22 protein-coding genes are annotated in these 24,004 nt (G+C 47.2%); 15 read left to right on the plus strand and 7 right to left on the minus strand.

The features are described from left to right. Window positions 1-211: 211 nt before the first annotated feature. The 4 genes from RIF36_RS20060 to RIF36_RS20075 all read left to right on the plus strand — a co-directional run bounded on the left by RIF36_RS20060 (window position 212) and on the right by RIF36_RS20075 (window position 4,607). Entirely contained in the window at window positions 212-661 is a 450-nt protein-coding gene (locus RIF36_RS20060; protein WP_350149558.1) for a hypothetical protein, read from the plus strand. 15 nt (window positions 662-676) lie between these two features. Continuing rightward, a complete protein-coding gene (locus tag RIF36_RS20065; RefSeq protein WP_350123870.1) occupies window positions 677-2,365 on the plus strand; it encodes a hypothetical protein in 1,689 nt (562 codons plus the stop codon). Window positions 2,366-2,676: 311 nt separating this feature from the next. Then, a complete protein-coding gene (locus RIF36_RS20070) occupies window positions 2,677-3,438 on the plus strand; it encodes a hypothetical protein (RefSeq protein ID WP_350122328.1) in 762 nt (253 codons plus the stop codon). 233 nt (window positions 3,439-3,671) lie between these two features. Further along, complete coding sequence (locus RIF36_RS20075) at window positions 3,672-4,607, plus strand: NHL repeat-containing protein (RefSeq protein WP_350123873.1); 936 nt, start codon at window positions 3,672-3,674, stop codon at window positions 4,605-4,607. Between the two features lie 166 nt (window positions 4,608-4,773). Here RIF36_RS20075 and RIF36_RS20080 read toward each other — a convergent pair whose 3' ends face one another. Continuing rightward, window positions 4,774-5,910, minus strand: coding sequence for a CaiB/BaiF CoA transferase family protein (locus tag RIF36_RS20080; protein ID WP_350123876.1), 1,137 nt, complete (start codon window positions 5,908-5,910; stop codon window positions 4,774-4,776). Window positions 5,911-5,931: 21 nt separating this feature from the next. On the opposite strand from RIF36_RS20080, the gene RIF36_RS20085 reads away from it, so the two are divergent. From RIF36_RS20085 to RIF36_RS20095, 3 genes are all read left to right on the plus strand, one after another. Then, window positions 5,932-7,149: a peroxiredoxin family protein gene (locus RIF36_RS20085; protein WP_350123879.1), complete on the plus strand. Its 1,218-nt coding sequence runs from the start codon at window positions 5,932-5,934 to the stop codon at window positions 7,147-7,149. Between the two features lie 81 nt (window positions 7,150-7,230). Continuing rightward, a complete protein-coding gene (locus tag RIF36_RS20090; protein WP_350123882.1) occupies window positions 7,231-8,736 on the plus strand; it encodes a pyruvate kinase in 1,506 nt (501 codons plus the stop codon). A 48-nt stretch (window positions 8,737-8,784) separates the two neighbouring features. Then, complete coding sequence (locus RIF36_RS20095; RefSeq protein WP_350123885.1) at window positions 8,785-9,375, plus strand: class I SAM-dependent methyltransferase; 591 nt, start codon at window positions 8,785-8,787, stop codon at window positions 9,373-9,375. Between the two features lie 6 nt (window positions 9,376-9,381). Here RIF36_RS20095 and RIF36_RS20100 read toward each other — a convergent pair whose 3' ends face one another. Next, complete coding sequence (locus RIF36_RS20100; protein ID WP_350123888.1) at window positions 9,382-10,701, minus strand: Gfo/Idh/MocA family protein; 1,320 nt, start codon at window positions 10,699-10,701, stop codon at window positions 9,382-9,384. 106 nt (window positions 10,702-10,807) lie between these two features. Between RIF36_RS20100 and RIF36_RS20105 the strand changes: the two genes are divergently transcribed. Beyond that, window positions 10,808-11,668 carry a polysaccharide deacetylase family protein gene (locus tag RIF36_RS20105; RefSeq protein WP_350123891.1) on the plus strand — a complete coding sequence of 287 codons (861 nt, stop codon included), beginning with the start codon at window positions 10,808-10,810 and terminating at the stop codon, window positions 11,666-11,668. Here RIF36_RS20105 and RIF36_RS20110 read toward each other — a convergent pair. Next, on the minus strand, window positions 11,648-12,157 hold the full coding sequence (locus RIF36_RS20110) for a GNAT family N-acetyltransferase (RefSeq protein WP_350123894.1): 510 nt from the start codon (window positions 12,155-12,157) through the stop codon (window positions 11,648-11,650). The genes RIF36_RS20105 and RIF36_RS20110 overlap by 21 nt on opposite strands. Continuing rightward, on the minus strand, window positions 12,154-12,432 hold the full coding sequence (locus tag RIF36_RS20115; RefSeq protein ID WP_350094512.1) for a type II toxin-antitoxin system TacA family antitoxin: 279 nt from the start codon (window positions 12,430-12,432) through the stop codon (window positions 12,154-12,156). Before RIF36_RS20115 ends, RIF36_RS20110 begins: the two co-directional genes overlap by 4 nt. A gap of 149 nt (window positions 12,433-12,581) precedes the next feature. Between RIF36_RS20115 and RIF36_RS20120 the strand changes: the two genes are divergently transcribed. Then, entirely contained in the window at window positions 12,582-14,378 is a 1,797-nt protein-coding gene (locus RIF36_RS20120; protein WP_350123897.1) for a glycoside hydrolase family 9 protein, read from the plus strand. An 86-nt stretch (window positions 14,379-14,464) separates the two neighbouring features. Here RIF36_RS20120 and RIF36_RS20125 read toward each other — a convergent pair whose 3' ends face one another. From RIF36_RS20125 to RIF36_RS20135, 3 genes are all read right to left on the minus strand, one after another. Beyond that, window positions 14,465-15,034: a tetratricopeptide repeat protein gene (locus tag RIF36_RS20125; protein ID WP_350123900.1), complete on the minus strand. Its 570-nt coding sequence runs from the start codon at window positions 15,032-15,034 to the stop codon at window positions 14,465-14,467. A 36-nt stretch (window positions 15,035-15,070) separates the two neighbouring features. Continuing rightward, a complete protein-coding gene (locus RIF36_RS20130) occupies window positions 15,071-15,649 on the minus strand; it encodes a Uma2 family endonuclease (RefSeq protein WP_350123903.1) in 579 nt (192 codons plus the stop codon). Window positions 15,650-15,749: 100 nt separating this feature from the next. Continuing rightward, entirely contained in the window at window positions 15,750-16,724 is a 975-nt protein-coding gene (locus RIF36_RS20135) for a polyprenyl synthetase family protein (protein WP_317487741.1), read from the minus strand. 206 nt (window positions 16,725-16,930) lie between these two features. Between RIF36_RS20135 and RIF36_RS20140 the strand changes: the two genes are divergently transcribed. The 6 genes from RIF36_RS20140 (at window position 16,931) to RIF36_RS20165 (ending at window position 23,992) form a co-directional block, all read left to right on the plus strand. Then, window positions 16,931-17,842, plus strand: coding sequence for a PhzF family phenazine biosynthesis protein (locus RIF36_RS20140; protein ID WP_350123906.1), 912 nt, complete (start codon window positions 16,931-16,933; stop codon window positions 17,840-17,842). 16 nt (window positions 17,843-17,858) lie between these two features. Then, entirely contained in the window at window positions 17,859-19,793 is a 1,935-nt protein-coding gene (locus RIF36_RS20145) for a peptidylprolyl isomerase (protein WP_350123909.1), read from the plus strand. Then, window positions 19,790-20,443 (plus strand): hypothetical protein, encoded by a 654-nt coding sequence (locus RIF36_RS20150; protein WP_350123912.1) that lies wholly within the window; start codon window positions 19,790-19,792, stop codon window positions 20,441-20,443. Before RIF36_RS20145 ends, RIF36_RS20150 begins: the two co-directional genes overlap by 4 nt. Before the next feature lie 82 nt (window positions 20,444-20,525). Continuing rightward, window positions 20,526-22,220 (plus strand): 1-acyl-sn-glycerol-3-phosphate acyltransferase, encoded by a 1,695-nt coding sequence (locus RIF36_RS20155; protein ID WP_350123915.1) that lies wholly within the window; start codon window positions 20,526-20,528, stop codon window positions 22,218-22,220. Then, entirely contained in the window at window positions 22,198-23,253 is a 1,056-nt protein-coding gene (locus RIF36_RS20160; protein ID WP_350077860.1) for an NAD(P)H-dependent glycerol-3-phosphate dehydrogenase, read from the plus strand. The genes RIF36_RS20155 and RIF36_RS20160 overlap by 23 nt, the downstream gene beginning before the upstream one ends. Window positions 23,254-23,332: 79 nt before the next feature. After that, window positions 23,333-23,992 (plus strand): hypothetical protein, encoded by a 660-nt coding sequence (locus RIF36_RS20165; RefSeq protein WP_350123918.1) that lies wholly within the window; start codon window positions 23,333-23,335, stop codon window positions 23,990-23,992. Window positions 23,993-24,004: the final 12 nt, after the last annotated feature.

Below are 24,004 nucleotides of genomic sequence, written 5' to 3' on the forward strand. Positions count from 1 at the left end.
AACTTTCAAAAAACAAAAGAAGCCAGAATGCCCCACATCTCACATATGATATCATGATGGTCAATACATCCACTCTCTTGAAAAGCTTGGAAGCAACATCACGTTGCTAATACTTACGGTCTTACTTTGCAATTGCACAAACGCAGGAAAGATCGATTTCAGTACCGACTACCTTAAAATACAGATCAGCAAGGGAGGCTTTATTACCAGTATGCAAAATATCGGGGAAGAGCCCTACCGGGAATTTAGTCCGCTTGATAAGCCATCGCCCTTAATGCAGCTTTACGATGGCAAAAGGAAAGTATATTATGAACCTGTCAGCGCAAAATTCAGCGAGGAAGATCAGGCCATCACACTAAGCTATTCCAACGGCTCGGTCGCTCAAGTCAGCGTGACGACGCAGGAAAAGTATTTGAAATTTACGCTTCGGTCCCTTGCACCACGCAACGGAATTGATGGCATTCAATGGGGCCCCTATCATACGAATATCACGAACCTGTTTGGGGAAATTGTTGGCGTTGCCAGAGACACGAGCGAGACGGTCAATTATGCCATTGGCGTGCTTGCCCTCGACGACAATACCCTGGGTGGCACTTCTGAAACTGTAGCCGACGCAGCACCCTTTCAGTACATCATCCATTCTCCCGATCCAGAGCTTTAACCCCTCCCCGACTCATTGCACGAAGGACAAATTTTTACCCTGGGAGGAAACGGAATCAGCGATGTCGCCTTTTACGCACACAAAGAGCCGTACTACAGAATTATGTACGGCAACTCCGCACTCGTCGACGAAAATGGAAGGATTTCCATTAATTACCACTCCAGAGACAGAACATTTGAAAGAGAAGTATACTATTCACTCATACCGAATATGGCAGCCAATACGCCAAACCATCTGGAGGTTCAGCCATTGCCGGGGGTCGATTATATAGGCTCATCCATTGCTTTGTGGGGCAGCCCCGACAGCACTGCATTGATGGATGTGATTCAGGACATTGTGTTGCAGGAAGGCTTGCCGTTTCCAACAATCAACGGGAAATGGGTGAAAGATCCGACCGCTTTTGTCCCCGATGCTTTTACCAGCGGAAACTTGAATGACAGTATCATATCGTACACATCGAGGTTAGGCTTTACGACAATCAGTTTGTACGACCAGGGATTTTTAAAGCCAGACAGAGGGGATGAAGGCTACCTAGACGGGAAAAATTTTGAGCACAAACCGATAAAATTAACTTCCGGCAATAAATCTCACAAGGAGTTTTCCGAGATGGCGGCAAAGTATGGAATTAGCATTGGAAGGACCCCGATCACCAATTCGCTGGCTCCCGGAACCAAAGACGCCAGTCCCCTGCCAAGTGATAGTTTGTGTTATCAACAGAAGCGTTTGCTGTCAAAAAGCATCAGCCCCACCGACACCGTCATTATCGTGGACAACCCAGCTCATCTTGAGGAAATTGCTAGCTGGGAAGGGCATGCCAAAAACCTGAACATGATAAAAATCGGAAAGGAGTTGATCTATTATCTCGGTGTTTCTGAAGAAGAACCCTACAGGCTCCTGAATGTAAAACGTGAGTACTGGGAAACCACGGCTACGAGTCATCCATCCAACGACACCATTTATAAACTACAGGTTACACTGAATTATGGCTATGATGGTTTGATTCCCAATATGCAGCTTCAGGACAAAATTGCCGAGTACTATGCCGACGTTTGCCTTATAAACGGTTTAGGCTACTATGATTTTGACGGACAGGAGTTTCTGTTTAACAACGGGCATGGCTACTATTCTGCGAAGCGCTTTTTTCGCAAGATGTTTGAAAGGGCTGCAACTCTCGGTATTCCCCCTATTCGTTTTACGGGGGCCACACTATCAGAAGGCTCATGGCATTATCAAAGTATCTGGAATGTTGGTGGTGGAAAAAACCTGTATGATGTCGACACCAGAGAGTGGGGCAGCACTACGAGCCAGGGGAAAGATTTGCGGGATGTTACGTACGCCAACTTCTTCCCGGTGGGTATGGGGGTCAATTTCCCCATTAATGCTCAATCAACGGTGGAGCATTACGAACATATACAAGCTATTTCTGTTGGTGTTGGAACAACATACAGCCTGGTCCTGAACCAGAAAGATGTTGAAAGCTGCCCTCAAAAAGAGGCTATTTTCAAAGCAGTCAGAACCTGGGAAGATGCCCGTGCCTCCAATGCATTTCCCCGGAGTGTGAAAAAACTACTGGCTGACCCAGAAAGAAATTGGACATTACAGGAAGGCGAAAACGAAGATAGCTGGGTGCTGCATGAATTAAAAGATGGCAAAACATACAAGGCATTCGTTTTGCACAGCGGTGAGAGCCCCCAGGCTCATTAAAAAGTATGTGTAATTCCTGTGTGGTGGGCGTAAGATCATTACTGAGGTAATTACGAAGACAGCATGTTAGGCTAAGAAGGTGTCTTCACTCCATTAACTAAGGAAGCTCTTGAAGAAGCTCTTTCGGGCGAGTTGGATACTCACCTGAAATTCGGTGGGCTTGGAATTTCCGCTACAAAGTATAATTTTATTCATCGGCCAGCCTTCGCTAAAGCTACGGTTGGCAAGGCGTGGCTAAGTGTTAGTGTAAAGGGAACTGCATTCCCCTCTCCGCACGATCACCAGGCCTTGTCCTCAATTTTGACAAGTATATGAATCGAATAATTTACTCTTTTATACTCTTAGGTTTCGCAGCAAGCTGCTCATTTTTGAGTTCAACGTCAGAAGGTTATGAAAACGCAGTTAATCAGGTTAATGCTATCGCTAAGGGAGACTTCAATGAAGCTGTTTCGTATTTTGATGTTGACCTATCAGATACGGCTCAAGTAAATCAGCTAAAGACAGCACTGCCCAACCTGCAAAATGCCATCACTGAAAACTTCGGAACTGAATTTGATTTATCCTTTTCAAAGTCTGGCAAGAAATTCTCCTTTTCCACCGAGCATGAAGCTGTAGTTAAGCCACTAAAAGTCAAAATTCAAATAGAAAACGATACGCACTTCGGAATAATAGAAGCAACAATTAGCGAACAAAACGACAAGATTCAATACATCAATTTATTGAACTACAAAAAGGAAATTCCTTCATACCTTCTACTTTACATTGCAGGACTAATTGCGATTGGTGTCGTAGCTGTGAACATCATGGCCATTAACAGAATCCGTAAGAGTAAACTTAAACGAAAGTGGTTAAGAATAATTGGCGTTTTGGTCTTTAATGTGCCTGCAATAACCTTAACAGCACTTGGTCATCTTAGCATTGATTTCTCGTTCCAAATACTGTTTGGTGTTGGTTTCAGTGCAACGGGAATTGACGAGACTATGGTGGTATTCGGAATCCCCATTGGATCCATACTGACATTTATTGTGATCAAGAATAAAGAAATAAAAGAGGAAAGCAACGGCTATGAATGAATCTGGTCTTATCTGCCAGGATACCTTCGTGGTGACTAAAAAAACCCACCACAGTTGATGGATCAAAATAAGGCGTGGTTATAAGCGAATGGAAAAGACAGTGCTTTTTCTAATCCCAACCACAACACAGCCGTTGGCAACCACGCATCTGTTGAAATTGTTTAAATTTGATTGAATCATCATACACTGAGTATGTATGAAAAGAGCAACCACACATTTAAAAAGAATAGAAAATGAAAAAATCATTGGATGTGGCCGACTACAGCCTTAGACAGATGATCGTTGGCATAACAATCATAGCCATGGTTCTGTCGGCTGGCTGTACTTCACTGCCTGAGATTCAATTTCCGGTGAAAGTAGGTGTGAAGCCAGAAAGTATCACGAAAGGGTTCAACGGCAACTACTATGTTTCAGTAATGAATGGTAGTGAACCTGGCGATGGTGAGATAGTTGAAATTTCCAAAAGTGGTGTAAAGGTTTTTGCAAAAGGTTTTGATGAGCCCAAAGGCATTGTCTACATAGGGGATCGTTTGTACTTTTCGGATTTGACCCGCATCTGGCAGGTTGATAAAGAGGGTACTGCGAGCATCTTTGTTGACAACGAGAGTTTTCCCTACGAAGTGTTGTACTTAAATGACGTTGCCGTAGATGCGGAGGGCAAAGGTATCTATGTAGTGGACATGGGAGCAACGAAATACATGCGTGATGAAAACAATAAGCTGTGGCCGCTCGATAGCGAACAAGCGAAACTGGTTCCGCAATTGGGGCGTATTTATCACGTTGATTTGGAAGGTCAGGTATCGGTAACACAAGACACTTCTCCATTAATGTTGAACCCAAATGGTGTAGGAGTTGACAACAATGGCGACATCATGGTAGGAGCGTTTTTCCTGGGCAATTTTTTGGTGAAGCGGGATGGTGAATTAACGCCTCTGAAAGGCCAATTTAGAGGTGCCGATGCCGTAGAGCAAGACAGCAATGGCGATTATTACATTAGCAGTTGGGCATTGGGCACAGTATGGAAAATCGACGGTCAAACTGAAGAATCAATGGTATTGATTGATGGGCTACAGTCGGCTGCAGACTTTTATTTGGAAGAAGACAAGGAGCGTTTGCTCGTTCCTGATATGATGGCAGGCACAATATATGCGGTAGATATCAAGAAGTGAAAGCCATTTTTTGAAGCCTCATAGGTCGGTAGGGAAAAAGCATAAGCTCTTTGGAACGAGGCCAACCCCTTGTTCTAAAAAGCATTCTTCAAACACTGACGAAGCTCCATAAACTAGGTAAGGGCGCCAAATACCGCACACAGTTTATCTATTTGCACGTGGTAACTCAGGCACGCTCATTCTCCCCCAACCGTGGTGCCGCCTTCACCCCGCCAGCCACCAGCCCCTCTCCCATTCTGAAAGCCACTTGCCGCAGCCCATTTTGCACCAGCCCGTTTCGCAGCGTTTGCAGCACCATGGCTTTGCCCTGTGGTGTGGCAAATACCTGATCCATGGTGTTTACCCGGCCATAGGGGATATCAGCAGTAAGGAAGGCGGAGCATAATCGATCAATATCAACCAACGAAAAAGCACTCTCAAGTATTGGTTTAAGCAACTCCCTGTTTTTCACCCGAGTGGCGTTGGTGGTGAACTCCGGTCTTTGGGGCAGGTCACGCAATTCCAGTATGTCGCAGAGTGCCCTGAATTGCCTATCGGAACCCACGGCGATCATTAACCATTGATCATCGGCTGTTTTGAAGATGTTGCCATAGGGTGCAATATTGGGGTGCTCCGACCCAAGCCGCTGCGGGACCTGCCCAGCCACGAGCCAGTTGGTGGCCTGGTTGACCAATGAAGAAATGGCAGCTTCCATCAAAGACACGGTAACATAGCTCCCCTCGCCGTTCTTCATCCTTTTGATCAACGCCAGCAGCAATCCCTCCTTTAGCTGGTGACCGGCCAGCACGTCAGTCAGTGCCACGGGCATTTTTTGTGGCTTGCCGTCCTTTTCCCCGTTCAGGAAGACAAACCCGCTCTCCGCTTGCACAATGGCGTCGTAGCCTACCCTATTCTCTTCAGCACCAAAGCCGGTAATGTGTCCATAAATAAGATCAGGCTTAAATGCCTTCAAATCGGCATAGCAGACGCCCAGCTTTTCCGCATCGCCCGGTTTGTAGCTGGCAATAACGATGTCAGCTGTTTTCACCAGGTCATAAAGCCTTTCAAGGTCTTCTCTCTTCTTCAGGTTGAGCAACACCGAGGCCTTCCCTGCATTCACCGACATGAAGTACGCCGACATATCCGAATCGGCTGGCTCAGAAGCCAGCTTCCAGCTGCGTGTGACGTCGCCGCCAGTTTCGGGATTCTCTACTTTGATTACTTCTGCACCCAATTCTGCGAAAAATTGTCCCACGCTGGGGCCAGCCAGTACTGAGGCCAGCTCAATAACTTTGAGGTCGGAAAAGATTGCTGTACTTTGCACGTTATGAGTAAAAATAAGACGATGGCAAAGATAGACAGGTTTTTGAGCATACTGATGGTTACCCTATTTTCTTGCCTGGCGGCAAATGCACAGCCACAGGAAGGCATCTGGAGGGGTACGCTCGACATGCAGGGTATGCAGTTGCCGTTCAACTTTGAAATGAAGCTGGAGAACAATATTTGGAGGGTATACCTGTTGAATGCCGAAGAACGCCTCCTCATCAGAGACAGCAAAGTGAAGGAAGATTCCATTTACCTTCCCATGAACCTTTTCGATTCCTACATTGTCGCTGCCTTTCAGGGCGACCACCTGGAGGGGGTATTTGTAAAAAACTACTCTGAAGATTACAAAGAAACCTTCAAAGCTGACTATGGTCTTGAGTATCGCTTTTTTCCTGACAGCGATGAGCCGGTTACCGACTTTTCAGGCAGGTGGGCCATCAACTTTACATCGGAGGACGACAGTATAACGTCAATTGGACTTTTTAAGCAGGAAGCCAACCGCATATGGGGCACCATCCTTACTGCCACCGGGGATTTCCGCTATCTACAGGGCAATGTGAAAGGGAAAAACCTCTACCTCAGCACTTTCGATGGGGCCCACGACTTCATCTTTCAGGCCAGCCTCCTCGGCCCCGGCAAGCTGGTCGGGCTTTGGCTATATGGCAAAAATTATAAAGAGGGCTGGTCAGCCACAAAGGATCCCTCCGCCGAAATCCCAGATTTTACCAACGTCGCCTACAGTAAAAAAGACCAGCCATTTGAGTTTTCTTTGAAAGGACTTGATGGGAGAACAATTACTCATAATGACCCCGCACTGAAGGGAAAACCCGTCCTTCTGCAAATTTTTGGCACCTGGTGCTCCAATAGCATGGACTTGTCCAACTTTATCGACGATTGGCTCCAGGCCCATCCTGATTCCGGGTTTGAATGGGTGGGCCTGAGTTTTGAAACGAATGAAGACCTGGCTTATGGTAGGCAGCGCCTGGAAAATTGGCGGACTTTTATGGATACGGATGCAAAATTGGCCTTCGGCGGCAAAGCGGACAAAACCTCCGCTTCGATGATGTTCCCTACCCTCAGTCGGGTAAATGCCTACCCTACCCTCATTATTCTCGACAAGGATCACAAGCCTGTGAGAACCTATGGCTTTTTCAACGGCCCTGCCACGGGAGAGTACTACGAAGTCTTCAAAGAAGACTTTGAAGCGGTGGTTCAAAGTGTGCAGGGAAATCGCTGACAAAAGTCACACTGACAGGTCGGAGGTGATCATGATTTAAGGTTTTTTTGTAGGATACCTTCGGGTACAAAAAAAACAGCCATGATACCCGAAGTAAATGATGTAATACTGGCTCAGCTTCAAAACCTGGAAACTGCACTCGCACATGAGGCAAGAGTTTACAACGACCGGATTGAGCAGGTTCACGCCGCCAACAAAGCCTCAGCACTGAACCTTATCCACTACCTGACCCTTCGGAAAGCCGATCTCCGGCCCTTACAGGACAAACTGCACTATTTGGGGCTTTCTTCACTTTCCAATTCCGAAAGTCACACCCTGCACCAGGTTCGCTCGGTCATTCAGTGGTTGAATCATCAACCTTACCACGGCCACCCCGATGATATCGATCCGGCGACCGCCCGGGCTATTGCGCAGAGGCAATCCATGCATTTGTTTGGTCAGCGCTCCAGCAACGAGACACCATTTATCATGGTCACGCTGGATGCCCGAATGGTCGGCGACGTTGGATTGGTTTCTCAGTTTTTAGAGCAGGGAATGGATATAGCCAGAATCAATTGCGCCCATGATGATGAAGCAATATGGAGGGTACTGGTTTCTACCTTAAAACAGGCAGTCGTTGCGACGGGAAAAAGCTGTCGGATTTACATGGATCTTGCCGGGCCCAAATTGCGCACAGGCATTCCTGGCAAAGGAAAAGATAAAAAGCGGTTGAAAATAGCTGAAGGGCAAACACTGAAACTTGTGGAGCCCGAGTACGAGGCAGGCGAAAAAGAGCGGGTTGTGAGCTGTAGCGTGAGGGGCATTATCGCACAGCTGAAGCCCGGGCAGAAAGTGCTTTTTGATGATGGTCTTATCAGCACAACTGTCGTAAAAGTAAAAGGCAACCAGGCTCACCTCGCCATTGACAGGGTCTCTGGCACTAAACCCCATCTCAAGGTCGGCAAAGGCATTAACTTTCCCAACGCTCAGCTTGAGATTGTCAGTTTAACAAAGGAGGACAAACAGGCACTGCCCTATATTTGCCAGGAGGCCGACATGGTAGGTTACTCTTTTGTGCGAACAGTTGACGACTTAAAGGTACTTCAAAGCAGCCTGGCAGACCTAAGCGACACCCCTCCTCACATCATCGTGAAAATAGAAACACCTGAAGCGTTTGTCAATCTGCCCGAGTTGCTATTGCAGGGAATGACAAAAAACACCATGGGCGTAATGATTGCCCGGGGCGACCTGGCAGTGGAAGTTGGGTTTGAGAGGATGAGTGAGTTGCAGGAAGAAATCCTTTGGATTTGTGAGGCGGCCCATGTCCCGGTCATTTGGGCCACCCAGGTGCTGGAAACACTTAATAAGACAGGCATAGCTACCCGTTCGGAGGCGACCGATGCTGCCAGGTCGTCTATGGCCGAATGTGTGATGATCAACAAAGGATTGCATACCGTAGAGGTGATCAGGTTCCTGAAAGACATCTTGAGCCGAAGCGGTGGGCACCGCACCAAACGAAGGCACCTATTCAGGCCCTTGTCAGTAGCACAGCATTTCTTTAAGGAAAGGGAGCTTCTGCAAGAACTAACCGCTTCAGAAAATGCTTAATAAGGCGACTTCTGGTTGACGGAAGAGTTACCCGAAAAAATAAAAACTATGTGGAACGAAAGGTACGCCAAAACTGAATTTGCTTACGGCAAAGAACCAAACGATTTCTTGAAACAACAAATAGCGGAGAAAGCGTCAGGCAAGGTACTTTGCCTCGCTGAAGGACAGGGGCGAAATGCTGTATATCTGGCTAGCTTGGGCTATGAGGTCACAGCAACCGATCTCTCTTCTGTGGGTTTAGAGCGCACTATGGAATTGGCAAAAGAAAAGGGTGTTGCAGTCACCACGCTGCAAGTTGACTTAGGCGAATACCAGATAGCCAGCGAAGCATGGGATGGCATCGTCTGCGTTTTTGGTCACTTCCCTCCTTCAGTGAGAACCCATGTGTTAAGTCAACTAAATAGCGGTCTGAAGCCCGGTGGCTTTCTATTAATGGAAGTTTATAGCACAGACCAGCTCGGCTATGGTACAGGTGGGCCAAAAGAACTATCCATGCTGTACACGCTCAGTGAGCTTGAAACCATGCTGGGGCCATCGTGGGATTTTAAAGTTTTACACCAGACCGAAAGAGAAATCAACGAAGGTGAGTATCACAACGGAAAGTCGTCGGTGATTCAGGTTTATGCAAGGAAGAAATAGGCCAGCTTAAATTTTCGGCAACACCCACGGCTTCCTGTAGCTCGGAAACACCAGCGCATTCGCAGCCTTGTTATTCACAATCTGGCGCTTGGTTTCATCGTAAACCACTGGCCCGGCCCCTCGTTGCGACAGGTTACCCAAGTGAGCGTAAATGCCTGCCATTCGGCCCATATCAATCGTACAATTCGTTGTTCCCCGGCTTTTGATGCAATCGAGAAAATTACGCACATGCTCTGGATGGTAATTTTTTCCTTTTTCGAAAAGTATCGGCTCCATGGTTGGGCTTCCGTTTCTGTTTTCGGGCTTTAGCTCCCAGAATTCTCTATTGGCAACAATCGTGGCATCGTCACCCTGAATGGCCAGGCCATAGGGCTTGTTGTACGGCCCGCTCTGTATGCCCGCCGTGTGATCCCAGGTCAGTACAAAGTCTTTCATTTGGTACACCACAGAAAGGGTGTCGGGTGTTTCGTGGTTGTAATCGGCAAAGGAAAGATTGCCTCCAACCGAACTCACCGTTGCTGGCATGTAGTCGACCTTGCCTGCCCAAAGGGCCATGTCGACCAAATGCACGCCCCAGTCGGTCATGAGCCCGCCACCGTAGTCCCAAAACATCCTCCAGGAACCATGAAAACGAGTTGGATTGAAAGTCCGGTCAGGTGCTGGCCCAAGCCAGGTATTGAAGTCAACACTAGCTGGTACCGACTCGTCAGGCTTCATGAGTTGACCAATGCCATAGCCAAAGTTGCCCCATACTTTGATCTTGCGAAGTTTGCCCAGCTTTCCACTGTGCACCATAGCCATGATGTCCGCCCAGTGCGTGCCACTCCGCTGCTGCTGACCCACCTGCACCACTTGCTTTGAATATCTTTTGGCTGCTGATTGCATTACTTCTATTTCGCCGATACTATTGGCCAGGGGTTTTTCAACATACACATCTTTCCCGGCTTGCAGCGCCTCTACAAAAGGCAAGCAATGCCAATGATCGGGCGTTCCAATGATTACCGCATCGATGTCCTTGTCGGCAAGCAGGTCACGATAGTCGTTGTATAGTTTCGGCTTTTTGCCTTGCTTTTTCTCGACTTGCGCCGCTTTGTCGTTCAGCACATTTTCATCCACATCGCAAAGCGCCACACACTGTGCGTCTGCATTGTTCATGTGATTCTCAAGAATCCAATAGCCCTGGCCCCGGCAGCCTATAAGGCCGACATTTACAACGTCGCTGGGAGCGGCCTTTCTGCGACCTGCTAAAACTGCTGACGGGAGAATAGTCAAAGCGCCCAGCCCAAGGGTGGTGTGCTTCACGAAGGTGCGTCTGTTGGTAGTCATAATGGAGTAGGTATGTATCTCTGTCTAAGCTAAAAGGATATTTCCCATTATGAAAGCAGAAATGTAGATTTGAAGGAATCAGCGGCAGCTTTTACACGAAAAACACATGTCCGATAATTTACGAGACAAGAGTAAACTCAAGCGATCCCTGCTATTTATTACCATCATCCTTGTGGTGTGGTTAGTGTTGGGATGTGCTGGTCAACGAAAGGGAGAAGCTGTGCGAGGCATTTGCGAAACGTTTCAATGCAACCAGGGTGGAGTAGTTCGTGCCGATACCACCAAGAAGGCAATGACTCTTGTTTTCACAGGCGATGAATTTGCTGATGGTGCTGCGCACATCATTGATGTACTGACCAGACAAAAGGTGAAAGCAGCCTTCTTTTTCACGGGTAATTTTTACGGCAACCCGGCATTTGAAAAAATCATCCATCAGCTCAAACAAAACGGTCATTACCTGGGCGCACATTCTAACAAACACCTGTTGTATTGCTCCTGGGAAAACCGTGATAGCTTACTGGTCACAAAACAGGAGTTCACGCAAGACCTTGAGGAAAACTACCTGAAAATGTCTCGTTTCGGCATCAAAAAGCAGGAAGCTTCTTACTTTCTGCCGCCTTATGAGTGGTACAACGACAGCATCAGCATATGGACACATGACTTCGGCCTCCAACTGATCAACTTCACTAGCGGCACCAGATCCAACGCCGACTACACCACGCCAGACATGCCGAACTACCGAAGCAGCGAGGTCATCTACAACAGCATCCTGAACTATGAGCAAAAAGATTCGGCAGGGCTCAATGGATTTTTACTGCTCGTTCACATTGGCACTGCGCCAGAAAGAACCGACAAGTTCTATATAAGACTGGAGGAGCTGATTGTTGAGTTGAGAGCGAAAGGGTATGAGTTCAAACCCCTTGTTGACCTGCTCAATGCTGGCGCTTCAGGCGTCAAAGAGGAGTGATATGGTGGCCATAGGTAAGAACATCTTGCCACTGTCGGGCAACAGAATAAACCCATACTTTTGATAGAAACGGACTACATTGTCATCAATCGGATCAACAATCACCGCCATCGAGCCAATGCTGCTACTGGCAGTCTCAAAACTTTTCTTCAAAGCGTCAACTAACAAGAGCTCACCAAAACCATTACCAGCCATTTTCTTATCAATGGCCAGCCTTCCGAGGAGTGTGGCGGGTAAATCTTTATAATTAGGAGGCAATTTTTTTCTGATTTCCTCAAGGAGCAGTTTTTGGCTTATGGATGTGCTTGATAAGGTATAAAACCCCAAAACCACGCCCTCACTATCGGCAAGTACGAAACAAACAGACAGCTTCCGTTTAACATCCTGCTTCGCCTGCTTGATAAGATAATTATCCAGCATGGGCTGACCACAGCTGAACTCACTCTTGTGGTGAGAGGTGTCGAGGGGTACTATGGCATAGTTCTTCACTGCTTCAAAGAATCTTTGTGCCTGTTCAAAGCATTCTTCAAAGCCTTATTAGGTGCGGGCGGATTCATCAGTGCGTCGAAAAAAATTCCTTTGTCCTTGCTAGACGCTATGATCCTATCGTGTTTTTCTACAATCTTCTGTGCCTCCTGCTGGGCAGAGTGTATAACAAACTCAGTGAGGGTTCGAAACCCACCCAAACTAGCTGCGTACTCAAACAATTCTTTTTGCTCCCTTGAAAGCCTTGTATCAAATCTTGCTTTTTCTGAAACACTCATGACTGTATTGCCTCCATATCAAATGTACGGAAAATATACGTACAAAATAGCTTAGAAGTTCAAACAATTTGATCTTCTATATACTATTACGGCTGGTTGAATTTATCTTTAGCTGATTTTTGATTTCCTTGACACGAAACGTTTGCTTCATGACCCTACTCTACCTGCAATTTCTGGTTTCCTTCCTCCTCCCACTCTCCGACCCCACGGAGGCCAAAGCTGATGCTTTGAATATTCGCATCAACCAAATCGGCTACTTACCAAATGAAAGCAAAGTGGCCATCGTCTTTTCCAATTCGCCGGTAAAAGAAGCTTTTCAATTAGTTGATACTAACACCGGATCAACCGCCGGGACAGTAAAACCGATCAAATCTAAAGCCAAAGGTTGGGGCACTTTCAGCTATTTCTATGAGTTGGACTTTACCTCCATCACCCAAGAAGGTACTTACAAGCTGGTTGGTCAGAAGAGCCAATCCGCCTCCCGCCAGTTTACCATTTCGGACAATGCCTACGGCGGCCAGACCGAGCCCCTGCTCACCTTCATGCGTCAGCAGCGCTGCGGCTACAATCCGTTCCTCGACATGGTCTGCCACCAGCGTGACGGGCGCAGCATGTTTGGCCCCATGCCCGACTCCACCTATGTGGATGTGAGCGGCGGCTGGCACGACGCCGGGGATCAGCTAAAGTATTTGATTACGGGCAGTTATGCCACAGGGCATATGCTATTGGCCTACGAGCTCTTTCCCAAGCGATTTGCTGACGAAGCCAACGCCCTTGGCCAGCCAGGTGGCAATGGGCTTGCCGACGTGCTCGATGAAGCCAAATGGGGACTCGACTGGATCCTCAAAATGCATCCAGCACCCGACCAGCTCATCCATCAGGTAGCCGACGACCGGGACCATAAAGGCTGGAAAATGCCGGACAATGACCCTTCGGATTATGGCTGGGGATCCAATAGCTACCGGGTGGCTTATTTCGCTACCGGAGAACCTCAGGGCCTGATGAAGTATAAAAGTGAAGCCACCGGGGTCGCCAATCTGGCTGGACGATCGGCCGCTGCGCTGGCACTGGGCGCCCGCATCTGGAAAAACGACCTGAAAGATGCGTCGTTCGCCTCCGACTGTCTGGAAGCAGCCAAAACGCTGTACGCTCTTGGAAAAACAAAGGAGGGCTTTCAGCAAGGCAATTCGTATGGTGCTCCCTACCGCTACACCGAACAAACCTGGACTGACGACATGGAGTGGGGAGCAGCCGAACTGTATAAAACCACGGGGGAAAGGACATATCTGGAAGACGCTAAAAAATATGCTCGCCTGGCTGGCACCGAGGGCTGGACAGTACTCGATACGGCGGCCCACTACCAATATTACCCATTCATTAACCTGGGACACTATGCCCTTTATGATGTGGTGGAACCGGCATTTCAGGATACACTGGCTAGCTACTATCGGGCAGGGATTGACTTTACGCTCAAAAAAGCTGCACGCAACTCTTACAATATCGGCATCCCTTTTATCTGGTGTTCCAACAATCTGTTAACTAGCCTTGCAGCCCAAATCATTCTTTACGAAAAAATGACCGGCGACATGCAGTACCACTCCTACCTGGTGGCGCAGCGAGACTGGCTTTTTGGTCGTAACCCGTGGGGTACCACCATGTTTACCGGCATGCCCGAAGGTGGTGAATATCCGGTGGACGTCCACACCAGCGTGTGGGCGATGACAAAAAAAGAAGTGCCCGGAGGATTGGTAGATGGGCCATTGTTTGGAAGCATCTATTACAAAATGCTAGCTGTGGAGCTCTCAGAACCAGATGAATTCGCTGCTTTTCAAAATCCTTTTGTCGTCTACCACGACGACATTGGCGACTACTCCACCAACGAACCCACCATGGATGGTACGGCTGGCGCTATTTTGATGATGGCATATTTTGGGGTGGATAAGTAGGAAGGCGGTAAAAAGTGGGAATTGACGAGTGAACTGTTAATGAAAAATGCGTTTCATGCATTTTTACATAGCGTTGTACACCGTCTTTAATTTAAATAATCTTCAATTTCCTTCATCTCGATTACGATTTCATCAGATTCAGGAAGACATTGTATCATTTCAGTTGGAACCGATCTATCTTCCATCGGTAATTTTCTATACCATTCTAGAACTTCTTGAAATTGTTTGCGACCTAGTTCTTTGTCTCCTAATTTATAGTTGCAGAATCCAATTTGTTCAATCAGTTTTACATATCTCCAAATTTGAAATTCTTTTAACTCTTCTTTGTTTACTCGTTCATAATATTTTAACGCACTGTCAAGTTCACCTTTATCGTGAAAGCAATGAGCAACATAGAGACATGCAAGAAAATTGGTTGAATCAAGTTCATAGGCTTCTAAGAATTTCTCCAAGGCTAAATTCGTATGATATTCTTTATCACCATCAGACATATAATAAGTTAGTCCCCAAATGTGAAAATCATTTGTGTCTGGACCCTCTAGTTCCTTAAGAATATTAAACACCTCGGATCGCAAGAGTTTTTTCCTTTCAGGATTTTCTTCCGATTCGAAGTCTTCATACCTTTTAATCAATATGTCTTTATATTCTAGGTTCATACTATGGAGTACAACGAAGGAGTATCTGCTAGTCAATCAGCCTTTCACTACTTCAGGCAAAGTCACAGTGAAGCCATCAATCGGCCCGGTTCCATTCAACTGTTGATCGAACGGATGCTCTTCAATTCTCCCGTCGGCTGTGTAAATCCAAACCTTTTGATGATCAAAATCGATAAGCCACCCAAGGGAAGCTCCCTGGCTGATCCATTCGGACATTTTTGATTGGACTTGCTTCAGGTTGTCAGAGGCAGAAACAATCTCGATAACAAAATCGGGACACACACGAGCGAATTTCTTTTTCTCAGCCTTTGGCAGTGCCTCCCACTTGTCTTTTAAAATAAGGCTGACATCAGGAGAGCGAACAGCTGAGTTGGGTAAGGTAAAACCCGTGGAAGAGTCAAAGACATAGCCCGCTTTTGACTTTTTGTTCCATGTGCCCAATTCCGCTGTAAGGGAAGCATTGAAGCAGCCAATTTCACTGCAAGCTGGAGAACTCGCTAAGACATTTCCCTGATCATCTTTTTCAATCCTTAAATCTCGATTGTCTACGCAAAGTTTCAGGAATTCCTCCTCAGTGACTCCGCTTGACAATTGTGTATTGAGCTCGTAAGCCATCTTTTAAGACTTGTTTCAGCTTAATAAAGTTAAAGAATTAATTGCAAAGGCGAGCAATTCGGCGACGCTTCTAATCAAGGAGAACGAGTACACGGCTCCCTTACTTCGTCCTTTCAATGGTGTACTGCACCAACTGCTTCAGAGAAGTTTTGTAAACCGAATCTTTAAATTCATCAAGAATAACGAGTGCCTCCTGATAGTGGCGCTCCATAGCGTCTCTGGCGTAATCAAGCCCGCCGGATTGCTTCACGTAGTCGATTACCTCAGTCCGCTTTTTGGGCTTGTCGCTGTCGTGTCGGATAATGCTGAGGATGCGCTTTCTATCAGCGGGACTGGCCTCACGCAACGCATAAATCAGCGGCAGTGTCAGCTTCTTTTCTTTGATATCAATGCCCAGTGGCTTGCCAATTTCGTCAGCGCCATAGTCAAAAAGGTCGTCCTTGATCTGAAAAGCCAAGCCTATCTTTTCTCCGAACATGCCCATCCTGTCAATAGAAGCCTTATCGGCCCCGACGGAAGCCACGCCCACCTTGCAGCAGCTGGTAATTAAGCTGGCTGTCTTTTGCCTGATGATATCATAGTAAACTTCTTCTGAGATATCCAGCTTTCTGGCCTTTTCCATTTGGAGCAGCTCGCCCTCACTCATTTCCTTCACCGCCTCGGACACAATTTTCAGCAAGTCGAAATCACCATTGTCAACCGAGAGTAACAGCCCCCTCGATAGCAAAAAATCACCCACCAACACTGCAATTTTGTTTTTCCAGAGCGCATTAATGGAAAAGAAACCTCTCCGGTAGTTGGCGTCATCCACCACATCGTCATGCACCAGCGTAGCCGTATGAAGCAGCTCTATCAACGACGCCCCTCTGTAAGTAGCGTCGGTAATAGGCCCATAAACACCAGCGCTAAGGAATACAAACATGGGCCGCATTTGCTTGCCCTTTCGCTTCACTATGTAGGTCATTATTTTATCCAGCAACATGACATTACTCTTCATGGAGTGTCGGAATTTCTTCTCGAATTCAGTCATTTCTTGCGCAATGGGCGCCTGGATATCTTCTAGTTGAAGCTTCATATGTTTGCGGCACAATAATAACAGGTTAAACCTGCTTTGCAAAAGCAATACCAGGCGGTAAACCCTCTGATAAAGGCTATAGTTTCGGCCAGGGCAACAAAATTCACCTTTTATTTGCCACCCGGAAAGTTTGATTTGATCAATTCAGCAAAAACTTCGAGGTTAGGTGATATTTTCCTCCTTAGCCCTTAAAATAAACAATACCTATGCGTCGAATACCTTATTTCCTGGTGGATGTATTTACGCAGTCACCCTTTGGTGGCAATCAGCTGGCAGTGATATCCAAAGGCGACCTCGTTAGAGAAGAAGAAATGACGCAGATTGCCAGAGAGTTTAACCTTTCAGAAACCACTTTCATCTACTCTCCTGAAAATGAAGACAATAATGCCCGGGTGCGCATATTTACCCCTGGTCAGGAACTGCCATTTGCTGGGCACCCTACGCTGGGTACTGCCTTCGTCATCGCAAGAGACATTGACTACAAACCGGAGGATAAAATCCTCACGGTGTTTCTTGAGGAGAAGGTAGGTACGATCCGGGTGGATATTGATATTCAGAACGGAGCACCTGAAATGCTCGTGATGACACAGCCGCTTCCCACTTTTGGAGAAATGTTAAACGATATCCCACTCCTTGCCGAGCTTTTATCGCTCCGGGAAAGTGACTTCCTGCCGAATTATTTCCCGCAAACTATTTCATGTGGTGTGCCCTATCTGATCACACCTTTGAAATCGCTGGAAGCCGTGAGAAAAATCAAGTTCAGGACAGATGTTTGGGAAAAGGTGGTAGAAAAATACAATCCGGGGTGGATTTACCCCTTCGCTATGGGAGGAGATGATATCGAGTCACACGTGCACGGCCGTATGTTTGCCCCTGAAGCGGGCATTGTGGAAGACCCGGCTACGGGCTCGGCCAATGGGCCACTGGGCTGCTACCTGGTACAGCATAAGCTTAGGAATACCGGAAAAAAAACCAAGATCATCAGCGAGCAGGGTTACGAAATGGGTAGAGCCAGCAAGCTGTATCTCGAAATAGAAAGGTCAGAACATGCCATCACTCAGGTAAAAGTTGGTGGCTACTGCGTGTTTATGGGCCAGGGTCAACTATTTTTGCCATGAGGATCAAATCCAACTCATGAAAAATTACCTTGTACTGCTCCTGATTGCCGTTGCTGCTCTGGTTGTTTCGTGTTCCGAGAATGAGTCAGAGCGCATCAAAACCTTCCCCAATAAGTTTGCTGACCAGGAGCTGGTGAAGCTATACGATTTTAAAGACAGAAGGCAGTCGGAGGCTCTAATTCCCTATCTCACTCATCAGCAGAGCGTGTACCGTGAAGAAGCGGCAATGGCTTTCGCCTCCACTCAAGACACTGTTGGGCTTCCCTACTTGTTTCCGCTTTTGTCAGACCCCAAAATTGAAGTGAGAAAAGCGGCCGCTTTTGCCATTGGCCAGATGAAAAGAAAAAGTTCACAGTCGGCCCTGGCCAACAGGCTACCGCTTGAAACCGAGCCATTGGTGAGATACTATCTTCTGGAAGCGCTGGGCAAATGCCTCAGCACCGACTACATGCATTTTTTGGCTGACTATGAAGCCACCGACGATCTCACCATTATCGGAAAGGCATGGGGCATTTATCGTGCTGGCCTTGGAGGCATTAGTGACTCAGTGCTGACAGTGGCTGCCAGCGCCATCCTGGCCGACACCCTACCTGATCAGGCAAGGCTGGCTGCCGCCAACTATTTTGGAAGAATGAGAGGTATAAGCATAGCACATTTTGAAAGCGTACTAAAAAACAGTGCCGCCAACGACTCTCTTCCAGCGGTGAGAATGGCTACAGCAAGAGCTTTAGCAAAATCCAACAACGACTCGATAGCTTTTTTTATCGACGACCAACTCAACAGTGAAAGTAACTCCCTGGTCAGGGTAAACCTCATCAGAGCGCTTAAGCAGGAGCATTTCTCTATCGTGGAATCAACACTCCTCGAAATACTTAAAAGCACAGATTATCAAACGTCGGTGAGTGCTGGTGAAACAATAAGTACATGGCAAGGCCGGGAAGTGGAGCGATGGATATGGGATGTTAATGATCAGATTGTGATCCCCAGAACAAGGGCCATTGTTTTAGGCAATCTGCTGGAAAGCAATCTGTACGGCTACAATGCATATAGAGAGCTTTCGGAAATGTATGGCGGGGTGAGCAATCCATATGACAAAGGATTTATTTTGCAGGCACTTGGAAACTATCCCAACGCCAGCGCCTTTCTCGGGAATCAGCTGGATGATCCCCACCCGTTTGTTCGAACCAGTGCCATGGAGGCCCTAAGTGCCATGAACCAGTCGACGCAGTTCCCTGCTTTCAAGCAACCTGAACTGATTGGCTATTTCAGACAAGCCATTCTTTCGGGCGATGCTGGGCAGGTAACCGTGGCAGCGTCCACACTCACAAGACTGAGGTCGAGGCTCCAGCCTTACCTCGGCAATATCCAGTTTATGTATCAGGGACTCGACAGTCTGCATCTTCCGGAGGATGTGGAGCCCTACCAGGCGCTGGAAAGCACCATTAGTGCCTATGAAGGACGAGAGGGCGTTAGCCCCGGGCAACTCTACCAAAACCCAATTGCCTGGGACGTGGTGACAGAAATTAGCAAGGGAGCAAAAACGATGATAGAAACATCGAGGGGGTTAATAGAAATTGAGCTACTGATAGAAGAGGCACCCGGCTCGGTTGAGAATTTTGTTAGTCTGGCACGCAGCGGTTTCTACGAAAACCTCACATTTCACCGGGTAGTGCCAAACTTCGTGATTCAAGCCGGTTGCCCAAGGGGCGATGGTTACGGCAGTTCGGATGGCGTCATCAGGTCGGAGTTTTCAACCCAAAAATACGGCACTGGCTACGTAGGCATGGCAAGTGCAGGCAAAGACACCGAAGGCTCGCAGTGGTTTATCACGCACTCCCCAACCCCCCACCTCGACGGCGCTTATACTATTTTCGGAAGAGTAACCAAAGGGATGGAAGTGGTCAACAAAATTGAAGTGGGAGACCGCATCACCTCCATCAAGTTGCCATGAGCAGACCCATTGCTTCGTGCCCCCTGGCCGACCTTGATGACCAGAAAAATCATCTCCACCTGTTCGCTTCCTATCTGGAGGTGGTCAGGAAAGGGAAATCCAAAAAGTATGCACTCACTCCCATCATGCGGCTGGAAATCAACCACAGACAACTGCTCGGCCCACTTATTGGCGGCGGACTTTTGAGCTGCATAGCATTTATTACACTTTTCTCATGGAACAAATGGGCAGTACTTCTGCTTGTGCTGGGTATTGGCGGAGTGGGATTGATGTACTATGGGCTAGTCGGCGTTAAAGTACTCACCCTGAAAGAGGACAAAATTCGTTACGACATTATGATACCCGGAATTGGAGAAGCGTTGTCGGCATTCATTAGCTTCTATAATCATCTCATACCCCGTATGGCGCTCGGGGAATCCCACGTCTTTCCAGTGTATCTGCTACAAGACACCATAAATAACCAGACCGGGCTTTACCTCTACCTCGTTTTGTCAGACTTGCCTCCAAACCAAATCGATTACGACGTGGTAGATTTGATGAAACTATCGACGGAGCTTCATTTTGAGTTCGACGGTATTAGCCACTACCGGGCAAAAGTTGATGGATCTGTTCCCCCTGACGCATTCATTGAGCGTTCTGATGCCAGATAAGGAATCTGGTACATTGTCACAAACACTTTCTGTGTGATGTCTTTAAATTAGTATATTGGCCCCCCAAGAAGCCCGATTGTGAATGGAAGTTGAGACGGAAAAAATAAAAGGAGAAAAGAAGAGATATAAGCCAGTCCTGCCAAGGACCCGTTACTGGCCTATTGTACAGCTGAACAAAAACAAGAAAGCCTTCATTGAAACTGTCACCAATGAGAGCCTGAAAAACCTGATCACGCTCACATCGGGACGGTCGCTGAAAGAAGAGTTGGAGTCAACTGTTTACCGGGAGAGGCTGCGAATGAAGCAGAACCCGTGGAAAGTTGATCCGAAAGACGAAAAGGACTTTTGGAACCAGATACAGAAAAGGCTCATTGAAATCCCCAATGACGACGAGGCAAAAAAGAAGGAAACTGAAGAGGCCATTCTACGGGAAATCATCAAGCGCTACGCCAACGAAATCTCAGGTAATTTCAAAAATTCGCACTACAGGTTTGCCCGTACCATTATTACCTTCGGCTTTGCTCGCCTGCTCAATGCTACCCGGGTAAAAGGCATCAAGTCCCTTTGGAGTAAGCAGCTGGACCTCGATGATAAAATCCATGTGGTGGGGCAAGTAGAGCAGCTCCGTCGGCTGGCAAGAAGAGGTACGATCGTTATGGTGCCCACGCACTTCAGCAACCTCGATTCAATACTCATTGGCTGGGTAATTCAGCACATGGGCTTACCTCCATTCATCTATGGTGCTGGGCTTAACCTCTTTAATATCAGGATTTTTGCCTACTTTATGAACAGCCTTGGGGCTTATAAAGTTGACAGGCGAAAGAAGAACTTACTCTACCTGGAAACGCTCAAGACCTATTCACAGGAAGCTTTGAAATATGGCTGTCATAGTCTGTTCTTCCCCGGCGGCACCAGGTCAAGATCGGGTGCCATTGAAACACAACTCAAGCTTGGCTTGCTTAGCACAACAGTAGCCGCTCAACGGGAACATTTTGAGGAAGACGAATTGAAGGCTAAAAAAATTTTCATCGTGCCAGTGGTGCTCAACTATCACTTCGTTCTTGAGGCACCTAGCCTCATCAACGATTATCTCGAAAGAAAGGGACAGGAGCGATACTATGTAGAAAATGATGAGTACTCTACCTCATACAAAATCATTAAGTTTCTTTTGAAATTTTTCACCAGAGGCTCCGACATCTCGGTAAGTATTGGCAGGGCCATGGATGTGTTTGGTAACTATGTCGACAACCACGGAAACAGCCTTGACAAGCAGGGGAACCCGATGGAAATAAAGGACTACTTCACCACCGATGGAGTAATTACTTTCGATGCACAGCGGGAGCAGGAATATACCCGTATTCTCGCCAAAAGGATCGTGGAAGAGTATCACAAATACAATCGGGTATTCAGTAGTCACCTGGCAGCTTTCACAGCTTTTGAAATGATCAAAAGGAGAAACCCTGCACTCGATCTTTATAACCTTCTCCGACTACCCGACGAAGACACCGAAATTGACTACGCTGAATTCAGAGAGACTTTCAGCAAGCTGAGAGAGGAAATATTTCGCATGAAGGAGATGGGGAAAATTAATTTTGCGAGTCACCTCGAAGGGCCTGTAGACGACGTGATCAAATACGGAATTGACAACTGCGGCATGTACCACGCCCTGAGACCTATTTTGAAGAACAAAAAGGGAAATGTGACAACGCAGGACATGAACAGACTCTATTATTACTATAACCGGATGGATGGATATGACCTCGAAAAATTCATCTAAGGATCCCGTAGGCGTATTAGGCGCTGGCAGTTTCGGCACTGTGATTGCCAATATGCTGGCGGAAAAGACCGACGTGATACTTTACGCCCGCACGCCTGAAAGGGCCAAAAACATCAACGACAAGAGAGAAAGTTCCGGACAAGCCCTTCATGAAAGAATCACCGTGACCAACGACCTGGAACTTGTTGCGAAGTCGTGCAACGTCATTTTCCCGGTGGTGCCCTCTGCTAACCTGCGGGAGCTTATCCGTCGCATGTCGCCCTATCTCCGCCCCTATCATATCCTCATCCATGGCACGAAGGGCTTTGATGTGAGCCTGCCGGACAACAAGCAGCTTAATGCCAACAGACCGCTTAGCCGGGACTATGTAAAAACCATGAGCGAGGTGATCATGGAGGAAAGTTCCGTGGTGAGAGTTGGTTGCCTGGCAGGCCCTAATCTCGCTGGTGAAATGGCAGCCAAACAACCAGCGGCATCAGTAGTAGCCAGCCATTTTGACGAGGTGATCAATGCCGGCCAGCAGCTGCTGAAAAATGAGCGTTTTCTCATTTATGGCAACAGTGACCTCATAGGCGTCGAATTGTGTGGCGTACTAAAAAACATCATCGCTATTGGCGCCGGTGTTATCCACGGGCTTGGCCTGGGCGAGAATGCCAAGGCCCTGCTCATAAGCCGCGGCATGGTAGAAATGATCTACATTGGTCAGGCACTAGGCGGCAACACCAAAGCGTTTATAGGCCTGGCAGGTGTTGGAGACCTGATCGCCACCTGCTCCAGCCAGCATAGCCGTAACTTTACTGTGGGTACAAGATTGGCGAAAGGCGAAAAAATAAGCGACATCATCGAAAGCATGGAAGAAACTGCTGAAGGGGTGCGAACCATTGAAATCGTCAAAAGTCTTTCGGAATTCTACAAAGTACGCTGTCCCATAACGGAAGCGCTACACAACATTATTAATGAAGAAATGACCGTGGGAGATGCCACCACCTACCTGATGAAATTCCCTTTCAGGGCCGAAATCGATTTTTTGTAGTTTCTCTTAACATTTTTTAACCTACTAAAAATCAGCTCCTTAAATCAGGAGTTGTATATTATCGTCTTTATTTGTTCAAATGACGATACTAAAATCAATTTTCATTGCCCTCGCCTGCTATGCGGGGGTCCTGCAAGCCCAGGACAGTTTGCTTACCGAAAAAACTGCCCCGTTGTCGGTCAAATATTTCGACGGTTTCTATTTAGGCTCGGCTGCTGGCTTCCAAAACCTTTTTGGAGGCTCCTATGTCAACAATATGGATGTATTGGCACAGCAATCAAAGTTTGTACTCGACCTTTACGGCGGCTTTAGAAAACAATTCCTAAAAAACAGGCTGGTTGTTGGATTGGAAGGGCAAATCGGGTTTACGGACGGTGACCTCAGCCATACCGACAACGCAACTCAACTGGAAATATCGTACGAAAACAATTCGCAGCATGGGATCGGAGGCACTGCTGGTATTACCGTGGGAAAGAAAAAAAGCCACTTTCTTCTCATATACTTAAATGAAACTACCCGAAACTTTGATGTAACCATCACTCAGTATGGAGAAACCTATAAACAGCAAGATCAACAAGGAATGCTAAAATATGGCGTGGGCTATGAAGCAACCCTGTTCAAAGGGCTCCATCTGTACGCCCGCATAGGAGGACTCAGAGTGGACTTTGGTGATCAGGTGACTAATATAAACGTAGAAGATAAGCTTGACTACATGTTGGGCGCACTCTACCAGTTTTGACCACCTTACAAC

The organism is Imperialibacter sp., assembly GCF_040222815.1.
Classification (GTDB): domain Bacteria; phylum Bacteroidota; class Bacteroidia; order Cytophagales; family Cyclobacteriaceae; genus Imperialibacter.

Bases quoted from the DNA above. Each gene is read 5' to 3' on its own strand.
- RIF36_RS20125 (WP_350123900.1), bottom strand. From the start codon at position 15,034: ATGAACCTAGAATATAAAGACATATTGATTAAAAGGTATGAAGACTTC.
- RIF36_RS20070 (WP_350122328.1), top strand. From the start codon at position 2,677: ATGAATCGAATAATTTACTCTTTTATACTCTTAGGTTTCGCAGCAAGC.
- RIF36_RS20160 (WP_350077860.1), top strand. From the start codon at position 22,198: ATGACCTCGAAAAATTCATCTAAGGATCCCGTAGGCGTATTAGGCGCT.
- RIF36_RS20105 (WP_350123891.1), top strand. From the start codon at position 10,808: ATGTCCGATAATTTACGAGACAAGAGTAAACTCAAGCGATCCCTGCTA.
- RIF36_RS20085 (WP_350123879.1), top strand. From the start codon at position 5,932: ATGGCAAAGATAGACAGGTTTTTGAGCATACTGATGGTTACCCTATTT.
- RIF36_RS20130 (WP_350123903.1), bottom strand. From the start codon at position 15,649: ATGGCTTACGAGCTCAATACACAATTGTCAAGCGGAGTCACTGAGGAG.
- RIF36_RS20135 (WP_317487741.1), bottom strand. From the start codon at position 16,724: ATGAAGCTTCAACTAGAAGATATCCAGGCGCCCATTGCGCAAGAAATG.
- RIF36_RS20150 (WP_350123912.1), top strand. From the start codon at position 19,790: ATGAGCAGACCCATTGCTTCGTGCCCCCTGGCCGACCTTGATGACCAG.
- RIF36_RS20165 (WP_350123918.1), top strand. From the start codon at position 23,333: ATGACGATACTAAAATCAATTTTCATTGCCCTCGCCTGCTATGCGGGG.
- RIF36_RS20145 (WP_350123909.1), top strand. From the start codon at position 17,859: ATGAAAAATTACCTTGTACTGCTCCTGATTGCCGTTGCTGCTCTGGTT.
- RIF36_RS20155 (WP_350123915.1), top strand. From the start codon at position 20,526: ATGGAAGTTGAGACGGAAAAAATAAAAGGAGAAAAGAAGAGATATAAG.
- RIF36_RS20095 (WP_350123885.1), top strand. From the start codon at position 8,785: ATGTGGAACGAAAGGTACGCCAAAACTGAATTTGCTTACGGCAAAGAA.
- RIF36_RS20090 (WP_350123882.1), top strand. From the start codon at position 7,231: ATGATACCCGAAGTAAATGATGTAATACTGGCTCAGCTTCAAAACCTG.
- RIF36_RS20115 (WP_350094512.1), bottom strand. From the start codon at position 12,432: ATGAGTGTTTCAGAAAAAGCAAGATTTGATACAAGGCTTTCAAGGGAG.
- RIF36_RS20100 (WP_350123888.1), bottom strand. From the start codon at position 10,701: ATGACTACCAACAGACGCACCTTCGTGAAGCACACCACCCTTGGGCTG.
- RIF36_RS20075 (WP_350123873.1), top strand. From the start codon at position 3,672: ATGAAAAAATCATTGGATGTGGCCGACTACAGCCTTAGACAGATGATC.
- RIF36_RS20120 (WP_350123897.1), top strand. From the start codon at position 12,582: ATGACCCTACTCTACCTGCAATTTCTGGTTTCCTTCCTCCTCCCACTC.
- RIF36_RS20060 (WP_350149558.1), top strand. From the start codon at position 212: ATGCAAAATATCGGGGAAGAGCCCTACCGGGAATTTAGTCCGCTTGAT.
- RIF36_RS20140 (WP_350123906.1), top strand. From the start codon at position 16,931: ATGCGTCGAATACCTTATTTCCTGGTGGATGTATTTACGCAGTCACCC.